The organism is Rahnella variigena, assembly GCF_003610915.1.
In the GTDB taxonomy this organism is placed as follows: Bacteria; Pseudomonadota; Gammaproteobacteria; order Enterobacterales; family Enterobacteriaceae; genus Rahnella; species Rahnella variigena.
On sequence record NZ_NSDJ01000001.1, the window covers coordinates 3,249,385 to 3,267,260 of the forward strand.

19 protein-coding genes and 2 pseudogenes are annotated in these 17,876 nt (G+C 47.1%); 7 read left to right on the forward strand and 14 right to left on the reverse strand.

Going from position 1 to position 17,876, the window contains the following annotated elements; genetic code table 11:
• Position 1: 1 nt before the first annotated feature.
• The 3 genes from CKQ54_RS15020 to CKQ54_RS15030 all read right to left on the reverse strand — a co-directional run bounded on the left by CKQ54_RS15020 (position 2) and on the right by CKQ54_RS15030 (position 2,259).
• Entirely contained in the window at positions 2–478 is a 477-nt protein-coding gene (locus CKQ54_RS15020) for a nuclear transport factor 2 family protein (protein WP_120162495.1), read from the reverse strand.
• A gap of 56 nt (positions 479–534) precedes the next feature.
• Positions 535–1,104 (reverse strand): TetR/AcrR family transcriptional regulator, encoded by a 570-nt coding sequence (locus CKQ54_RS15025; protein ID WP_120162575.1) that lies wholly within the window; start codon positions 1,102–1,104, stop codon positions 535–537.
• Positions 1,105–1,341: 237 nt separating this feature from the next.
• Positions 1,342–2,259 (reverse strand): LysR family transcriptional regulator, encoded by a 918-nt coding sequence (locus CKQ54_RS15030; protein WP_120162494.1) that lies wholly within the window; start codon positions 2,257–2,259, stop codon positions 1,342–1,344.
• Positions 2,260–2,362: 103 nt separating this feature from the next.
• Here CKQ54_RS15030 and CKQ54_RS15035 point away from each other — a divergent pair, with 103 nt between their 5' ends.
• Complete coding sequence (locus tag CKQ54_RS15035) at positions 2,363–3,571, forward strand: MFS transporter (protein ID WP_120162493.1); 1,209 nt, start codon at positions 2,363–2,365, stop codon at positions 3,569–3,571.
• A 304-nt stretch (positions 3,572–3,875) separates the two neighbouring features.
• Complete coding sequence (locus CKQ54_RS15040; RefSeq protein ID WP_120162492.1) at positions 3,876–4,313, forward strand: VOC family protein; 438 nt, start codon at positions 3,876–3,878, stop codon at positions 4,311–4,313.
• Between the two features lie 223 nt (positions 4,314–4,536).
• On the opposite strand, the gene CKQ54_RS15050 is transcribed toward CKQ54_RS15040, so the two are convergent.
• The 5 genes from CKQ54_RS15050 to CKQ54_RS15070 form a co-directional block, all read right to left on the reverse strand.
• Positions 4,537–5,097 carry a hypothetical protein gene (locus CKQ54_RS15050; RefSeq protein WP_120162573.1) on the reverse strand — a complete coding sequence of 187 codons (561 nt, stop codon included), beginning with the start codon at positions 5,095–5,097 and terminating at the stop codon, positions 4,537–4,539.
• Between the two features lie 235 nt (positions 5,098–5,332).
• Positions 5,333–5,935, reverse strand: coding sequence for a site-specific integrase (locus CKQ54_RS15055; RefSeq protein WP_120162491.1), 603 nt, complete (start codon positions 5,933–5,935; stop codon positions 5,333–5,335).
• A 178-nt stretch (positions 5,936–6,113) separates the two neighbouring features.
• On the reverse strand, positions 6,114–6,551 hold the full coding sequence (locus CKQ54_RS15060) for a hypothetical protein (RefSeq protein WP_183065295.1): 438 nt from the start codon (positions 6,549–6,551) through the stop codon (positions 6,114–6,116).
• 50 nt (positions 6,552–6,601) lie between these two features.
• A complete protein-coding gene (locus CKQ54_RS15065; protein WP_120162489.1) occupies positions 6,602–7,990 on the reverse strand; it encodes a sensor histidine kinase in 1,389 nt (462 codons plus the stop codon).
• On the reverse strand, positions 7,990–8,667 hold the full coding sequence (locus CKQ54_RS15070) for a response regulator (RefSeq protein WP_120162488.1): 678 nt from the start codon (positions 8,665–8,667) through the stop codon (positions 7,990–7,992). The genes CKQ54_RS15065 and CKQ54_RS15070 overlap by 1 nt, the downstream gene beginning before the upstream one ends.
• A gap of 206 nt (positions 8,668–8,873) precedes the next feature.
• Here CKQ54_RS15070 and CKQ54_RS15075 point away from each other — a divergent pair, with 206 nt between their 5' ends.
• Positions 8,874–9,710, forward strand: coding sequence for a MipA/OmpV family protein (locus tag CKQ54_RS15075; RefSeq protein ID WP_015689968.1), 837 nt, complete (start codon positions 8,874–8,876; stop codon positions 9,708–9,710).
• Between the two features lie 122 nt (positions 9,711–9,832).
• On the opposite strand, the gene CKQ54_RS15080 is transcribed toward CKQ54_RS15075, so the two are convergent.
• Entirely contained in the window at positions 9,833–10,582 is a 750-nt protein-coding gene (locus CKQ54_RS15080; protein ID WP_120162487.1) for a hypothetical protein, read from the reverse strand.
• A gap of 216 nt (positions 10,583–10,798) precedes the next feature.
• Between CKQ54_RS15080 and CKQ54_RS25795 the strand changes: the two are divergent.
• Both CKQ54_RS25795 and CKQ54_RS15090 read left to right on the forward strand, forming a co-directional pair.
• A pseudogene (locus CKQ54_RS25795) lies at positions 10,799–10,873 on the forward strand (glyoxalase); the annotation flags it as partial.
• 152 nt (positions 10,874–11,025) lie between these two features.
• Positions 11,026–11,355, forward strand: a complete 330-nt coding sequence (locus CKQ54_RS15090) for an NIPSNAP family protein (protein ID WP_120162486.1) — start codon at positions 11,026–11,028, stop codon at positions 11,353–11,355.
• A 221-nt stretch (positions 11,356–11,576) separates the two neighbouring features.
• Here the strand turns inward: CKQ54_RS15090 and CKQ54_RS15095 are convergent, their stop codons facing one another.
• The 5 genes and pseudogenes from CKQ54_RS15095 to CKQ54_RS15115 form a co-directional block, all read right to left on the reverse strand.
• On the reverse strand, positions 11,577–12,125 hold the full coding sequence (locus tag CKQ54_RS15095; protein WP_120162485.1) for a GNAT family N-acetyltransferase: 549 nt from the start codon (positions 12,123–12,125) through the stop codon (positions 11,577–11,579).
• A gap of 216 nt (positions 12,126–12,341) precedes the next feature.
• On the reverse strand, positions 12,342–13,310 hold the full coding sequence (locus CKQ54_RS15100; protein ID WP_244220218.1) for an alpha/beta fold hydrolase: 969 nt from the start codon (positions 13,308–13,310) through the stop codon (positions 12,342–12,344).
• 190 nt (positions 13,311–13,500) lie between these two features.
• On the reverse strand, positions 13,501–14,010 hold the full coding sequence (locus CKQ54_RS15105; RefSeq protein ID WP_120162484.1) for a GrpB family protein: 510 nt from the start codon (positions 14,008–14,010) through the stop codon (positions 13,501–13,503).
• 174 nt (positions 14,011–14,184) lie between these two features.
• Positions 14,185–14,709, reverse strand: coding sequence for a VOC family protein (locus CKQ54_RS15110; protein ID WP_120162483.1), 525 nt, complete (start codon positions 14,707–14,709; stop codon positions 14,185–14,187).
• A gap of 42 nt (positions 14,710–14,751) precedes the next feature.
• Positions 14,752–15,319 (reverse strand): annotated as a pseudogene (locus CKQ54_RS15115) (NADPH-dependent FMN reductase).
• A 127-nt stretch (positions 15,320–15,446) separates the two neighbouring features.
• On the opposite strand from CKQ54_RS15115, the gene CKQ54_RS15120 reads away from it, so the two are divergent.
• Together CKQ54_RS15120 and CKQ54_RS15125 are read left to right on the forward strand one after the other, a co-directional pair.
• The gene (locus tag CKQ54_RS15120; protein ID WP_120162482.1) at positions 15,447–16,376 is read left to right on the forward strand and encodes a LysR family transcriptional regulator; all 930 of its coding nucleotides are present in this window, start codon (positions 15,447–15,449) and stop codon (positions 16,374–16,376) included.
• 162 nt (positions 16,377–16,538) lie between these two features.
• Complete coding sequence (locus CKQ54_RS15125) at positions 16,539–17,708, forward strand: MFS transporter (protein ID WP_120162481.1); 1,170 nt, start codon at positions 16,539–16,541, stop codon at positions 17,706–17,708.
• Positions 17,709–17,876 lie beyond the last annotated feature (168 nt).

Here is a 17,876-nt window from a genome sequence, read left to right on the forward strand (position 1 = left end):
TTTACAGACCTAACTCCGACAGCCCCGGATGGTCATCTGGGCGACGCCCCAGGGGCCAGTGAAACTTGCGGTCACCTTCTTTGATAGGCATGTCATTGATACAGGCGAAGCGACGGTGCATCAGGCCATCTGCTTCAAATTCCCAGTTTTCATTCCCGTAAGAACGAAACCAATTACCTGAGTCGTCACGCCATTCATAAGCGTATCGAACAGCAATGCGGTTGCTACCGAACGTCCACAACTCTTTAATGAGACGATACTCAAGTTCTTTGTTCCACTTACGTGTGAGGAATTCTTTGGCTTCTTCACGATTATTTGCAAACTCTGTTCGATTCCGCCATTTGGTCTCCAGTGAGTACGCCAGCGATACTTTTTCGGCATCGCGGCTGTTCCAGCCATCTTCAGCGAGCCGAACTTTCTCAGTCGCCGATTCGTGAGTGAAAGGTGGAAGTGGCTGGCGAATGTGTGTATCGGACATGGTAAAACCTCCCGTAAAATTGGAACTATAAATAGAAACAGTTTTGTTACTCAGACCTAAGGAGAGACCTGTTCCAGCAAACGTTCCGCAACTTCCCTTGCACTGTCGGCGGCGCTGCTATCGCCCATCACATAGGATATGGTGATTGCGCCCTCTATCAGAATCAGCAACTGTTTGGCCAGAACGACAGGTTGCTCAATGTTTAATTGCTCCGTGAGATCGAGCGTGTAATCCAGCAATTTTTGTTTATGCAGCTTTGCTATCTGACGAATGGGGTCGTTATGATCACCAACTTCTCCGGCTGTATTTATAAAAGCACAACCACGAAAGCCTTCTGAATCAAACCAGCCCCTGAGCACACTGAACATATTCAAAATGCGCTTCTGAGGAGTATCACCTTTATCAGATTCAGTTCTGAACCAGTTCATCCAGCGTTCATCACGTTCTTTCAACGCGGCGGCTGCCACGTCATCCTTGTTCGCGAAATAGCGATAAATACTTTTCCTAGCTACGCCTGAGGTCTTGACCAGAAGGTCCATGCCTGTGGCATGAATTCCATTCCTGTAAATCAATTGCTCAGCAGTAGTCAGGATTTTTTCGCGGGTATCTGTTGGCTTCTTGTTCATGAGATGAAGGTAGAACGATTGTTCTCCATGGTCAACAGTTTTCTTAAAAACAAGTATAAAAATGAAAAAATACAGTCTTTGAGGGTTAAAGAATGGGTAGCCATTTATGAATAGAGCGAGATTTGAAAATGTCCCCTTTTGGCACAAAGTTGACGGGCAGCTATGAGCGAACAGCAGACATTCCGCATTTAGAGACCATTGTAACACCGGGACTCTCTGTGGCTGTTTAATGTATCCTTAGGTCGCTAAGGATGTATTGCTCAAATTCTGATGTATGTATTCAATAAGTGCTCGTGTTTTAGCGGGCAAATAACGCCTGTCTGAATAAAGTGCGAACAATTGAAGTGGGGCTGGCGGTTGTTCAAACTTAATCTCGATAAGCCGTCCATCGTCGATGTAGGGTTGGCAGGCCTGTTTTGATAGAATAGCAAAACCTGCACCCGCTACCGCTGCGCGTCCTGCCATCTCTCCGCTGTTTACCCGGTAATGGCCTTTAACCTTAATCGTCTCGAATCCCCCCTTTTTATTTACAAACTGCCAGGGAGCACCTTTAAGTGCATTTACCGTGCTAATACAGGGTAATGTTTCAAATTGCTGTATACGAGAAGGGATGCCATAACGCTGAATAACGGAGGGGGCTGCAACGATGGTGCAAGGAATAGTTACCAGATGACGGGCTATGTAATCACTGTCATCCAGTTGGCCACGGCTCACAATAATGGCTAAATCCAGATCGTCTCGCAGGGATTCAAGACCAGACAAATTTGTAACACAGCTAATTTCCAGATCCGGGTGCTGGCAGGCGAAATCGGCAATCACAGAACCCAGCAGTGCAGGACCTATTTCATTGGGAATACAGATACGTAGTGGCCCCTTGAGCTGCATCTGCCGCAACGTTAATTCTGTTTCAGTTTGTTCAAGCGCTTCCAGTAATGGCTTCGTCCGGGTATAGAGCAGGTGCCCCGCTTGTGTGAGTTTCATATGTCGGGTGCTGCGCTCAATGAGCTGAAGATTCAGTCTGTCTTCTAACTGAGAAATACAACGACTCACGTTTGATGTCGGCATTTCAAGGACTTTAGATGCCCCAACAAAACTGTCTCTTTCAACCACCGCAATGAAAACTTTCAGGGTTTTAAAATCAAGAACTGGCCGCATCAACTATCCCATAAATGATAACAATAAGTGCCAGTTTTACCACCTACTGAACAACATTGATAGCAGTTAAACTCAGATATCTTTCATCCACAGGTCGCTTGCTATGTCATTGATCACACCAACGTTTAATCATAAAGCCCTCATCCGGATAGCGGTTGTCATAGCGTTTATCCAGTTCACAAATGCACTGGAATATATGATGTTCAACCCTGTTTTTGCTTTTATGGCAGCAAACTTCGCCGTTCCCGTATCATTCTCAGGCTACGTATCCGGCATGTATACCTCCGGGGCGGTCCTGTCGGGAATTATCGCCTTTTACTGGATTGGTCGTTTTAATAAGAAACGTTTTTTAATCGCCAATATGGCACTACTCTGCCTACTGACACTTTTGACGACATTTACCTCCAGCTTTAGCCTTCTTCTTGCATTACGATTCTGCGCAGGACTGGTAGGAGGCACAACAATGGGGGTGGGTATCAGTATATTGATAAATCTCGCCCCGGCTAACTTGCGAGGAAAAATGTTGGCGACGGTCATTGCATCTTTTTCGATGGTAAGCATTGTCGGAACGCCCACGATACTATTTGTGTGTGCTCATTACGGCTGGCATGTCGCTTTGTGGTTAATCAGTACGCTGTGTTTGTTGGCATTGCCACTGATTGTTTCCATCATCCCTAAGGATCCAGTCTCTTTCGACACACCCCACGCAATGCCTATCGACGTTAATACTTTACTGTTCGCTTCCAGTAATGCGCTGGTACAGTTTAGCCCGATGCTGGTCATTCCTGTTCTGGTACCATTAATGACCCAGCAACTGGGGGCCTCTCAATACCTGCTGCCATGGCTATTTTTCGCCGGGGGCGTTGCAGGATACCTGTCAACAAAAATGACAGGCGCGTTAACTCCGCATTTTTCTGCTGTGAGTCTGGCTACAGGGTCAACTTTCGTTTTTTTACTCGCTTTGCTAATACCTGTTATGGGCTATTCGCATCCGGCGCTATTTATTATTTTATTTCTCGGTGCATCTTACAGTCGTCTGGTTTCCTCCTCGGCGTTGAGCATTCAGTTTCCTGATGACAGGCAGCGAGCGGGATTCTCTTCATTGCAGTCATCAATAATGTACCTGATCACAACGGTCGCATTTTTTCTGTCCGCTTTTCTATTACCTGGGCACGCCATAGCACCACAAAATATGAACACGTTGCTGGGGGTTTGTGCAATATCCGCATCAGGGTTCCCCATCGTCGTTATCATTCTGCAAAAGAAACTGGCTAAGCGTACGCTCCAACCGAATCATCTCATCAATGTTTAGCATAACGTCCGTTCCTGGCACTTAGCAGACAAACACGTCACGCTGAAGGTCTGCTAAGAGCGAGATATAGTCATTCGCAGTTTTCCTACAATAGATACAGGCTTGTAACGCAGTCGCGTATTTATCAACAGTGAGCAGGTAACCTGTACAGCTGTCGCTGTGGATGAATCGTAAATATATTTTTCAGACCGCACTTAATTGTGCTTTTTTTCCTGAAAAAATCCCATCGCACTTATCGTGAAGAAATAAAACAGGTATTTTAGAAAGTTGGATGCTAAATTTTCAAAACCCAGCAGGTAATCTCATGATCTTAAGTGTTAATCACGTAGGTTTTTCAGTTAAAAATATTGAAGACTCATTATTTTTCTGGACTCATATTCTTGGAGGGGAGTTATTACGCGAAGGGAAAATGTCTGGACCTATTATTGATGAAGTGACAGGCGCAAGGGGAGCTGATGTACGAATGGCTTTGCTTGAACTGGCTGGTATTAAAATTGAATTACTGCAATACAATAACATTGAACAGCCAGAAGAGCCTTCAGCACCCTACATCCCTGGCTACGCTCACCTTGCGTTTATAGTCGAGGATCTTGATACGCTCTTGAGCAAAGTATCGGACTATGGCTGGAAGACGCCAGGGAAACCTCAGACAGTCTTGTCAGGACCCATGCAGGGAACCAGAGTAATATATTTACAAAGCCCCGATGGTCAGACGCTTGAGTTGATGGAACGCAGTCAATGAAGTCCACATGTTATGACCCGTTACCTTCTTAATAAAACAGTGATGTTTGCAAAGTCCGCTTATGGCACAGAGCGGCTGTTAAATCACGTTCGATCTTATGCCAAGGTTCCTCGGGTGAACGATGATATTCTTGCTAGATATACTCAAGTAAAATGCGAAAGGGAAGTCAAATCTGATGGAATTATGCACACAGAAAATGCATCTTTCAGGATGCTGGGAAAAATTACCGAACAAGCAGATCCAGCCAATCTGGGGCCTCAATTTTACGGGAATAGGGCAGTATCGCACGATTAATCAGCTCAAAGAATTCTGACTCATCCATCCTTGCTGCTTCGCTTGTGCCTGGTCCCCCCCATTCATCAAAGAGATGCCAGTATAGCGATTTCAGGGTATCGACGACCGCAGCGAAAATCTTTACGTCAGGTTCAAGCCAATGACACACCAGAAAATACATTTTCTGTTCTGCATCATGGATGGACGCAAACTGGGAAAGTTGACGCACAAACAGCTTAATCCAGACCAATGCTGCTGTTTTTAGCGGTGGCAGATCTATCCGCTGCTCTGCCATGTACCGTGAGATAAATAATTCAACCTCGGTCCGCTCAGGTTGGTTATCAAGCCCCAGTGAAGCGAGAATTAAAAGAGTCTCTGAATCATTTCCTTCGGTGATTTGGTCTTCAGCCCATGCAATGAACAGGCGGTCCAGATCATTGTGGAGAAAGTGATATTTCCGGGAAAAAACAAGCAACCCGAGTAGGTCATTGAGTGTGTATAGAGACGGCATCTGATAATCCCTTACCTGTATTTTTTTCATGAACTCTGACAGTGATAATTTCTGAGTACATCATGAACTGAACGGTGAGTCTGTGTAACCGAATGAAACTCCAATTAACCTTCATTTTATCTTACCTATTGATATAAATTCTATAAAGTGTAGTGGAATACCGATTTTGGCCACATAAGCAGAATCGTGAAATGTCCGCGCCTGGCACAGGGCTGCTGTTGCAGCCCTGACAACCTTAGACTTCAATCGACTCAGAGATCTCTAACGCATCATCGACTTCAATGCCCAGATATCGCACTGTGCTTTCCAGTTTCTTATGACCTAACAGAAGTTGGATGACCCGGAGATTCTTGGTCTTCTTGTATATCAGGTAAGGTTTTGTTCTTCTCATGGAGTGTGTGCTGTACAGCGAATCTTCTAGACCAAGCTTTCCTACCCATCCATGAAAAATACGGTTGTATTGCCGGGTTGAAATGTGTTGGCAAGAACCGACCCTAGATTGGAACAAGTAGTCTTTACTGTGCAGATTACCCAGCTTTATTAGCGCTGCAACTGCTTCTCTTGTCCCTTTGGTTATCTCAAATTGGACGGGGCTACCGGTTTTCTGTTGTAACACCGTTGCTCTGCTCGAAACAGAACTGCCATATGCAACATCTGATACTTTGAGTTTTACCAGATCACAGCCCCTGAGTTTACTGTCTAAGGCCATGTTGAACAGGGCTAAATCGCGCGTTTTGCCTTCCAGTTTAAGTCTAATTCGAATCCCCCAGATATGAGATATCTGAAGCGGTCTTTTTTGTCCGATGATACGGTCTTTGTTCCACGGTGACGTGTTCATGCTCAAACCTCCTGCAATGTGGGAGATTTAAGTATGATTGTCCCTCATGAGCGAACAGCAGACGTTCGCAGTTGTTCTCATTACTGATGAAGGCATTACTTAAATCGCGGTGTGTAAATCAACGGGGGATTAAGTCATATGGCCTGAGATGCTTCACGGTATTGACGAGAGTGTCGTTCTAGCAAGCTCTATCGCCGTCAGCCCAGCGCTTGATATCACTTATATTTGGCGACCTGATGCCCACACTCAAGATGTTCTTGGTTGTGTATAGGCTGACCTGTGCTTTGTCCCCATCATGTCTTTCTATTTCAATTAGCGTGTTGTTAATCAACAGTCCCTGCGCAAGGAGCTTTTGATTGATCTCACCTTCATTGCGCTCACCGTCAAACTCGCTTAATACGATGACCGGATTTCCTGAATATGCCTCATATTCCAGGCACTGCCTTGCCATGTGTCTTAAGGTTCGATAGGTATCGGAGGGCTCCGTCTTGCTCGTGAAGCTGCCGTCATAGGATGATTGACTGCTTTTTAATTCGCTGACGGTTATGGCGCACCCGCTGATTGAGATAGAAAATAATAGTGTAGACAGCGTCAAATATTTCAATTTCAACTCCATTGTTCTGACAGAGGCCCTCCGCTGGGCTGGTATCAAAATCATGTTTTCTTTCAGGCGGACTTGTGGTTTGGAAAGTCAACAGTAACCATGAGCCCACCTTCTGCAGACGTACTCAGGCATACGCTGCTGTTATGTTGCTGCGCAACCGCTTTGACTATGGCAAGCCCCAGTCCACTCCCGCTTTGTATCTGATTGGGATCGCGAAAAAACCTATCGAACACGCGCTCCCTCAATTCAAATGGAATGCCGGGCCCTGCATCTGAAACACGTAGCTGAGCAGATTTATCAAGTGATCGTACATCTACCTCAACCCGTCCGCCCTCAGGGCTGTACTTCACGGCATTTTCAATTAAATTATCAATCAGCGACATCAGGCGTTCCCTGACGCCTGTGATCCAGACTTCATCATCAGAGTAGAATTCGAGCTCAATCCTGCGCTCAGCCGCCAGCGGTGCCAGTGCAGCCATTCGCTCTTGTATGAGCGTTGTCAGCGGCACAGGCTCCATAACAGTGTCAATGCGCACTTCGCTGTGCATCATCAGCAGCAACTGATTGACAAGACGCGCTGCACGGCTGTTGCTGCGAATAATCCCTGCAAGTAACTCCTGTTGATTATCGCTGCTTACATAGGACTGCAAAGCCTCCACATTGATTCGCATCGCAGCCAGTGGGGTACGCAGTTCGTGAGCGGCATCTGCAATGAAAACCCGTTCCCTATCAGAACTCTCTCGCACCCTGGCGAGAAATAGATTAGTAGCGTCCACCATTTGGCGAAGCTCCATGTGCTTTGGCACTTCTTTTAAGGGAGAGAGATCTTCTGAAGTTCGTAAGGAAATTTCATTTATCACCTTGTTCCAGGGGCGCATTGCAATACGGATTGACAGCCACGCGGGAAACAAAAGAAAAGGAATGCACACCAGTAGCGGCAATATGTAGTATCCACGCGAGTTCAGGTATATAAAAAAGTTCCAGCCGCCGGCAGGCGTGACAAGTGTTACCTCCGCATCGGATCTCCCGGACTTGAGAGTACGGCTAGTCCAGGTGCGACCTTCACTCTGAATGCTCTGAATTTTCCCATACAGGGTGTTTGTCACCCCTGCCGGAGCGCCATCAGATGAATAAATTATCTCTTTATTCTTCCGAACGATTAGGCTGATTGACAGTTTCGGATCTTCACCTCCGCCATAACCTTCCCGCAACGCGGTGCTGAACTTTTCCAGCACCGCGTTGCGATCCTGCGGGCGATCATCCATACGATCAACCAATGTAAGAATGGTTTCGTAGGTATTGTTGCCCGTTAGCATAGGGGGGCTACGCAAGTTCTCCCACAAAATGTAGGTCAGAAAAAGACACCAAAGCAGTGTAAGCAGTAGCATCTGGGCGATCATAATTCGCCGTACGAGCGTTGGAGTTCTCAGGTGGCGCCAAAAATTTCGCATCAACCAGCCCCTTTCTGAATCGGCACAGTATCAATGACATACCCTACGCCCCTCACCGTTCGTACATAGCCGTCGCCGATTTTGCGACGTAAATTACCCATATGCACATCGAGTGCATTGCTCATATTTTCTTTTGCGCCGAATATCCTTTCTTCCAGAAACCTTCGTGTAAGCACGCGATCAGTGCGCATCATTAAAGTTTCAAGCAGCGCGTATTCACTTGCCGTCAACTCAACATTCCGCGCGCTCACTGTCACGCGACGAGTCGGCACGTGGAGAGATAACCCACGAATTTCTATCACCTCATTCTCAAAACCGTAACTGCGTCGCGCAAGGGCTCTCACCCTGGCCAATAACTCGGCAAGAATAAAAGGTTTGACGAGATAGTCGTCGGCACCGGCATCCAGCCCGCACAGGCGATCCTGCAGAGTGCCGCGCGCGGTCAGAATGATGACGGGGATCCCCTTGAGCTGCTGGCGCAAGTACGCCATCAGGCTCATGCCATCGCCGTCGGGCAGTCCGAGGTCGAGCAACACAAGTTCCGGCACGCAGGCATCGAGTTGATGCAGCGCATCCACTTTGCGGCGAACCCATATGACATCTAATCCTTGATCTGCAAGGGCAATACGTACGCCGTTGCCGAGATCCAGGTCGTCTTCGATGAGGAGAATTTTCACAATAGTTACGTTATCAACAGTGAATGAAGAACGTCTGAAGAAAAAAACGGTATCAGGAAATTTATCAGGTTTGTGTCACCGGTACGTGCTTAAGTATTTCTTCATTTTTAGCTCATGAGAACTTTAGGGTGCGTATTCAAACTGAGCGTTCTGGCGTTTAAAACCCACTTGCATCGTAATCGTTTGAATCCATAAGGACTTCTTTAATGAGCAACTTCGAACTGCGTCATAAGTTCCCCTATTCACTCTCAGGACGCACCTTGATAAAAATGCTGCCGGGCGCGCTGCTGGCGTTACTGGCCACCCCAACACTTGCGGCAGAACCACAACAGGGTAACGCCTTAACGTTGGGAGGAGGCGTGGATGTTACGCCACTTTATTCTGGTTCGGATGAAAACCGCGTCACGACAGCCCTGGTGCTTGATTACTCGATGCATAATGGGTTCTTCGTGAGTACCACGCGGGGTATCGGTTACGGCAACAGCACCGGCAAGCTGGATTACAGTACTGCGCTGAGCTATCGCGCAGGCCGTAAGGATCATGACGTGGACAGCGACTCACTGAGCGATGGCAGTGACGACTTGCGGGGTATGGGCGATGTCAAAGGCTCGGCTATCGGGGCATTGGGTCTGGGGTATAAGGTCACCGACTGGCTTCATTTGCAATTGCAGGCTGAGGTGCCATTTTCTCAGCGGGACAATGGCGCGGCCCTGCATTTCGGCATTATCAGCCCGCTTTATAGCTCATCGGAAAATACCGTGACGATGGCGCTGACCAGCAGTTGGGGAACAGGCAACTATATGCAAACTTACTACGGGGTAAGTTCATCACAGTCAGCCGCATCGGGGTTTAGTCAATATGATGCCGGTTCCGGGATTTATGCCTATTCACTGAATATGGACTGGACACACAAGTTCAACCAAGACTGGAGCGTGGTTGCCGCAACAGGCTTTACGCAGTTGGCTGGTGATGCACGCAACAGCCCGATTGTGCAACGAAAAGCATCGCCCACTGGAAGCTTGAAAGTGACATATAGCTTCTGAACGTAGTGCGATTGCACTGTCAATAAATACACACTCGATCCGCCCCGATACAGATGATGGGGCGGTACTCACAAAGGACGTAAGGATTTCACTTAAAGAAAGCTCACGCATTGTTGTTTCTCTTAATTACAGTAACTGGCAAAAATAACGTGCTTATTTCTCATGGAGAGAATCCATTGAGAAGCTGAAATGGCATAGTGAATGTTTTTTATACCAAATTTTTCCAAGTCTTCCGGAGGGTATGAAAACCATTTCTCCGGAAATCTTTCTTTATAGTCATCTTTTAATTGCGGACAAAATGACACCCTGATGTTCACACCAATTCTTCTATAGAATGCAATGTCATCATTTTTTAATTTTTTAAATTCCTGAAGCATAAAAAAATCATCTTTAGAAATATTTCCTGATACTGTTACCTCTCTCTCAGGGCCGTTGACACCACCATGCCACAGAAGATATGAATTATTACCTAGATATTTATTCTTCCCGGCCGGGAAAATATAGTTAGCACAGGCAGAAGCGCAAACACTACGCACATCAACACTGAGGCCATTTTTGTAGATGTAGTCACCTATCTCCATAGCATTTCTGGCATCACCACCAATGCTATTTATAGATATTTTTTTGATGTCATGATTTATGGTTAGATTCAAAACAGCAACGTAAGAAGTGTCTGTAATTATTCCATTATAATAAAGCACATCCCCCCTGCTATATATTTCAGGAGGATCTAAAAGAACCTTCACGTCCGGGAGATCGATCTCCTCATATGCTCCACATGGTGCCGGGGAAAATAAAAAGACAATCAAAAATGCTGAAGCCATCACTTGATGATTAAAAATGGAAAAAATACTAAAATGGACATGTCTCATTATTTTGAATTCCTTTTCACAACATAAATGGAAAATTAAATATGCAAATCATTTTGACACGTTTTTTTTGTTTCTTTACGGCAGAAGGATAGCCACATTTTCTTTGTGTAATGTATTCTCTAAAATCGCCTGCTTTAAGTAAACAAATGTAAGTGAATGTGTTTTTCATCAATTTTTTTGAATAAAAAATAAAGTGATTGCACAGAACTATGAGCGCAAACAGTCACTCGGCTACTCAGCCCTGAAGGGTTGCTTACCGGATTTACTTTCACCCCCTGGCTCCGGGGTTAATCAATGTCCGCTTTAGGCACTCTGGAGACGCTCAGGCACAGCATGATGAGGAAAGAACCAGTGTCAATCTGGACGCTGCGTCAATTCTGACAAGTTCACGGCTCCACGGCTAATAATTCGCTATGATGAGAAAAATGAAAAGGATATCAAAGATGAAAACAGTCGAATTCTTGCTGTACACCCTAAAACCCGGCACAGGGAAAGATTTCCACAGAATCATGACGGAGGAGAGTGCTCCACTTCACCGTTCAGCGGGTATGGATATTATTTCTTTTGGTATATCAGCCCATGACGACGACGCATACTATCTGATTAGAGCTTATGACAGCCTCTCCCAGCTGAAATCCTCTCAGGAATTTTTTTATAACAGTGAAGAATGGCGTCTTGGCCCCCGGCAGGCCATTATCGATAGGATCAGCGTCAGCGTTAAATCGGTTCTCACGCTTAGCAACAGTGCAATTGAGAGTTTACGATCCAGTTGATTGTGCAGCTATGTACAATATAGCCCGCATAAGCGGCATTTTTATTGCCTGCCATTAAATTCTCGCGCTATCTGGACAGACCCTTCCGTCTGTTCAATACAGGCTGACCGCCCGTCACAACAAAATCTTTATGTAGAACTTTTAATACATGTCTGAGCTGTTCACCCGGTGTATGGGTATCTAACCGGCAGCTATGAGCGAGGAGCTGACATTGTATCCTGTTAGCTTGAGTGATGGGCATTCCACTCATCACGAGTAATCTCCCACAATTCTGAGTCCAGAAGACCGCTGACAAACTGTTTCTTTTCCGTTTTGATTAGTCGCATGCCGCTACTGGCTGAAATGTGCTGAGAACGTATATTTTCGGCCGCTTTTGGGGCTCGTAAAACAGGCTTCTTCAAAGTATTAAACCAGTAATTTGTCACCGCGATACTTGCTTCCTTCATTAATCCCTGCCCCTGATACTCAGGTACTAACCAGAAACCACGATTATTATCTTCCGCTTCGTCCAAGCAGATAACGCCTATCAAATTGTCAGGGTTATCCCGTTGCCGTATGGTCCAAACCCAGGCATGGCCTTTTGCCATAGCGGGCAGCGCGACATTATTCACGTAATGCGCTGCACCATTGTCAGGAAAGGGCCAGGGAACTGATGACACCATATAACGCACAATTTCCCAGCGCGGATAGAGCTTCTGAATCTGGAGCGCATCTTTGGAAACTAATGGTTTTAATAGCAAACGATCTGTTTTTAGAGTGGGTATAATCATGCGCTCTTTTCCTTACTGATTAAAAGGTCCATTACTATTTTCTGTTAGTCCAATACTTAATGTAATTCATTTTGACGTGCTCCCTAACTTTTAATCGAACGCGATGTTAGTAATTTCCGCTATTGGCATTTATCGGACAGACTGACCGAGTTGAAGGTCCGCTGTTAGCGAATAGCTTTCAATAATGATCAGAGCTAATTTAGCAGAACTAGATACTCACAATATGCTTTGCCTGGAAATGCACCTCTTCAAATGCTGACAAATTTCTTCACTAACATCAAAAATGCAATCTAAGTGTTTACTGTGCTCAATAATCATACTACATAAATTCGGGTTACCACATCCTTCTACAAATTCTGACAATTGTCTTGCATCAAATAACTCGTCCTTTTCTGCAATCAGAACAGTTACAGGTAATGGCAATGCTGCAATTTGCCTTGCAGGTTGACGCGGCGTCAAAGCATTCGCCATATTCACGCTGTATCGCTGAACGAATTCAGGCCTTAATAGCATAACCTCATTGGGGAAATTAAGAGTAACTGCATAACTGTCACCACATAGTAATCCCACACTGAGCGCATTGAGTATGAAAGGCCACTTGCTCACCGACGCGAATGGAACCATTGCTCTTCTGAAAATTTTAGCTGGCGCAAAAGGCCCAAACTCTGGCGCAATTAAAATCAGGCTGTCACTTTTTTGGGAGGGTGTGAAGCGTGTAAAGTAATTGATCAACATTCCCCCTCCGCTTGAATGACCAAGCAGATGGATTCTGGCGCTGGGGAACTTTACGCGCACATGCTCAAGAACAGTGTCGATATCCAGCCAGACCTGCTTAGGATTAGAAACCCTTCCTTTATAACCCAATGAGCGCCCGTGCCCACGGATATCTATGAGGCATGTACAAATAGATCCACGATGACTTATCTGGTGAGCAAGGATATCGTAACCAGCATCTGAGTTGACTCCCCCACCGTGGTAAACGATAAGAACATCCTCGACTACGCTTGTGGGTTCAAAGATGCGAATGTTTAATCCGGCTATCAAATATTCAGCCACATTTTTAGCATGTGGTAATAAAGAACTGAATTTCTTATGGCGGTCATTAAAATTGATGAAATCAATCACGTCCAAAATTCCATGCGGATGAAGATCGCTATCCATAAATGTATTGCGCAAAGTATGCACTATTTTTTTCTTTAGTACTCATACTGAGCGGATTTTCTACAAAAAAAACTTCTTCCCAACTCCTTTGTTGGACGGATCTTCAACGTCCGCTCCTGGCACGTTGAGGACGAACTGTTTGAGCTGAAGGTCGGCTGTGAGCGAAATGCGGACATACCACCACATCATGCATTTGTGCCGAAAGTAACTTTTGTTATTTGTAGTCTCTAAGTGCCAGCCGGAGATGATGAGCGATAAAGTCGGCTTTAAGAGTACTATAGAGAGGAATATTATCCTCACTTGCCAGTGCTGCAGCATGCTTTATCTCAGCATACTCATCAGCTTCTTTCTTGTTTTTTCTCAAATAATCGCGGAACGCCAGATGTTTTACTATTTGAGGATTGCCTACACCAAAAGCATGAACGTGATGACTACGGTGCTCTTCTCCTTTAGTGAAATATCTTCGATTTGAAATTCCATTTTCACCACGAACGCAGTATCCGGCACGCTCCATTGCAAAGTTTAATTTATCCAGCTCATCCAGATCATATACCTCCAGCAATATATCTATGATTGGTTTTGCTGATAGCCCCGGTATAGACGTACTGCCAATATGATGAACCTGTGAAATTACCTTCCCCAGCGTGTTCTGTAATAAGCCCCTTTCAGCCTCATATCGGGTATGCCATTGCTCTTCATACTCCACAACAATGATCCTACGCATTTTTTACTCCGGTTAACTTCTTTGAGGTTTTACTAAACCATCATTTATGTTGATAGCATGATTTGATGTCCGCTCCTGGCACAAAGCAGACAGGCGCTGGCCAGCGCCCGCAAAGAGCGAAAATCGGACGTTCAAATCTTATGGGTACGCCTGTTCTGACGCACCCGGTCAAATTCAGGGTTTCCAGCGGCGCAAAGACGTGTGATCTTCATAAGGCATTCTTGAGGGCAGAGAGATCAGCTCAATGACGCTGCCCCACGGCGTGCGGCCGTAACAAAAGAAGTTGTTGTCTCCGACCTCAGTTGGAAACATCAGCGGCTGAGGAGAGGTAAACATTTTCCCCCCGGCACGTTCAAACAGGCTGATGGCCTCATTAATATTATCAACGTATACGGCGAAATGCTGTAACCCGTAGTCGCTTGGCCGCACAGATTGATTCTGCTCTGGCCCCTTCATCTCAAAAAGCTCAAGCCCCGGCCCGTGCTTCAGCGTCATCATCCTGACCGTGGTGATACGTGTTCCCGGAAACAGATTAAGGATGTTTTCCGTCTCTTCCCCTTTCACGTCCTCATCCGATCGTGAAACGGAGTCATAGATAACTTCTGCACCAAAGGCTTCTTCGAAGAAGCGTGTCGCCTCATCAATATCAGAAACGGTGATGCCAACGTGGTCCATACCGCGAATAGTTTCAGTAGACATAAATTTCTCTCTCTGGGTTTACGGATAAGTGTGATGGGATAATCAGCCCCGGTTGGCCGTCATTTTTGCAAGTGCAGCGAGCTGAGCTGATATCAGGCTGCGGGTGTCCGCATCGGTTAAGCTGTCATTTTCCGGGTCCAGTCGGGAGGGTGCCTGCCCGATCATGACTTCAGGCTTGTTAAGAACCCGTCCGTCCAGAAAGACCAGAATCTGGCGCAGGTGATACTGGGCACGCGCACCGCCTATCGCCCCGGGTGATGCCGTCAGTATGGCGACAGGCTTGCCGGCAACTGGGGTGTCCGGCAGGCGGGAAAGCCAGTCCAGCGCATTTTTCAGGGCGCCCGGGACGGAGTAGTTATATTCAGGCGTGACGATAATCAGCGCATCCGCTGCCGATATTGTTTTTCCCATTGTCACCACCGCATCGGGGAAGCCATGCGCCTGAAGGTCTGCATCATAGTGCGGTATCTCTCCTACAGAGCCGAGAGCGCTAATCTCCACATGTGTGTGGTGCAAGTGAAGCAAGATTGCGCGCCACAATGGCGTTTAAAGATGCTTTGCGAAGGCTACCCAGAAGAGATACAAATTTGAGTGGTTTTTCATATGACATGGCTGTCCCCTGTAATTAAAAAAAGGATTATCCGGCGGTTGCCAGTGCTTTGTTTACTGATAGCGATAAGCCTGGTATAGAATTACACATCGATAAACACACTATGAGTCGTCACAGAGTCAACTTTATGTCTACCGGACTTTCAGCAGAATCCCTGCGAGGAATTACCAACTTTGTTATTACGGCGAAATCGACCAGCTTCACTGAGGCCGCGGAGCAGTTGGGTATTACTAAATCGGCCGTTGGTAAAAGTGTTGCACGGCTTGAGGAGAGACTGGGAACGCGCCTTTTTCACCGTTCAACGCGTAAACTGAGCCTGACGAGTGATGGAGAGGCCTACCTCACCAGTTGCCTCTCGGCGCTTGAAATTCTCGACTCTGCCGAGAATACGCTCAGCAGACGCCAGGAAAATCCCGCCGGGACGGTCCGTATTGATATGCCTGCGTCTTTCGGACGGAATCTGATGATGCCGGTATTAATCGAGATGATGACCCGCTACCCGGCCCTGCGGCTGGCGCTCACGTTCAATGACCGTCTTATTGACCCGGTGGAGGAAGGCGTTGACCTGGTTCTGCGCCTTGGGGAGCTACAGAGCACCGATGAGCTGATCGCCCGTCGGCTAAGCCAGCAGCGGCTTATCCTGTGCGCCTCTCCGGCCTACCTTGAACAGAATGGGTTGCCTGCCGATATGGAGGATTTAAAAAGCCACTACTGCATCATGGGCTACCGTCGGGGCGCGCCCCTTGCCTGGCGGCTGCGAAAGGTCGGGGAGCGTGAAGTAAAATTTATATCCCCCACAGCACATCAGATAAGCGACGGAGATGCCATGATTCAGGCCTGTCTGGCTGGCTTGGGGATAGCGCAGTTTCCTGAGTCTATGGTTAACAGCCATATCGCCGCAGGCAACCTGATCTCCGTGATGGCAGACCATGCCCCCATCCCGGTTGAGTTGAACGTCATCTGGCCCCGAACAAGGCACCTCATACCGAGAGTTCGCCTCATCGTTGACGAACTGCTAAAAAAGGCCGGGGAAGGCTATTTCGGCACGCTGAAGTAGACATTTTGTCGCCACTGAGGCGATATCAGGGCTGTTTATCGCCTTTAAGCAAACTTATATCCTTATCGTCCCGCTGCTTTTGTTGCCTTACGGGCTGAAACTTTTCCCGTATGCCGGAGCAGTTCACACGTAAAACATAATGTTACTTACAGGATATTTGTTATGCCATTAGCTCTGTGGGCGCTGGCAATAGGTGCATTCGGTATCGGAACCACTGAATTCATCATTGCCGGACTGCTTCCCGTCATTGCCGTTGATTTTAACGTCACCATCCCCGTTGCCGGTTATCTGGCAACCTCGTATGCGCTGGGCGTCTTCGTCGGCGCACCGGCCCTGATTATTCTGGGTTCAAAAGTCCCGCGTAAAGCCATGCTGGTTTTCCTGATGCTGCTCTTCGTGGCCGGTAACCTGGTGACGGCGTTTGCCCCGACACTTGGCATTGCCATACTGGGCAGAATTATTACTTCGATGACGCACGGCGCTTTCTTTGGCCTTGGTTCGATTATTGCAGCAGATATGGTTGCACCGTCTAAGCGCGTGAGAGCCATTGCGTTCATGTTTATGGGGCTGACCGTCGCAAACCTTATAGGCGTACCCGCAGGTACCTGGATAGGTCAACACCTCTCCTGGCGTGATGCCTTTATGGCAATAGCGGTGATAGGGGTCATTACGGTTATCAGTATCGGAATGCTCATCCCGCACCAGCCAAAACCCCAGAACCAGAGATTTGCGCATGAGTTTAACGCCTTCAAAAACGTCAACGTGCTGCTGGCAATGGGCATTACTGTTTTCGGGCCGGGGGCATTTTTTACATCAATTACCTACATCGCACCAATGATGACGGATCTGGCAGGATACAGTGAAAGCAGCCTCGCGTGGCTGATGCTGCTGTTCGGACTGGGATTGTTTACGGGAAACCAGCTTGGTGGCCGGTATGCCGATCGCGCTCTTATGCCGATGCTCTATATCACCCTGGCTGCTCAGGCCGTCGTGTTAGTGGTATTCAACTTTACAGCGCACAGTCGGGTTATGTCAGCTCTCTGCATTTTCCTGATGGCTGCGTTTGGATTTGCGACAGTTTCTCCTATCCAGAAACTGGTGATGGATAAAGCACGGGCAGCGGGTGCCCCCACGCTGGCCGCTGCGGTTAATATCGGTCTTTTCAACCTCGGTAATGCCGTGGGAGCCTGGCTGGGTGGCGCGGTGATTACTGCAGGGTTCGGTCTGCAATCGCCAAATTGGGCAGGCGCTATATTGTCTGTCATTGCACTGATACTAGCGGTGTTGTCCGGTCTTACGGATAAAACCGGGCACGCCGCAGAACTGAATTAAATGACATGACGACTGGCCAGTGAGAAAGCCATCTGAAACATTCACTGGCCATAACAGTTAACGCAAAATGTATTCGCATTTCACTTAACTGGGTTAACTAACGTCCGCTTCTGGCACAAACCAGCCCCTCAGAGTGCAACACCGGTTTTACGCTGCCCTCAACCTCAT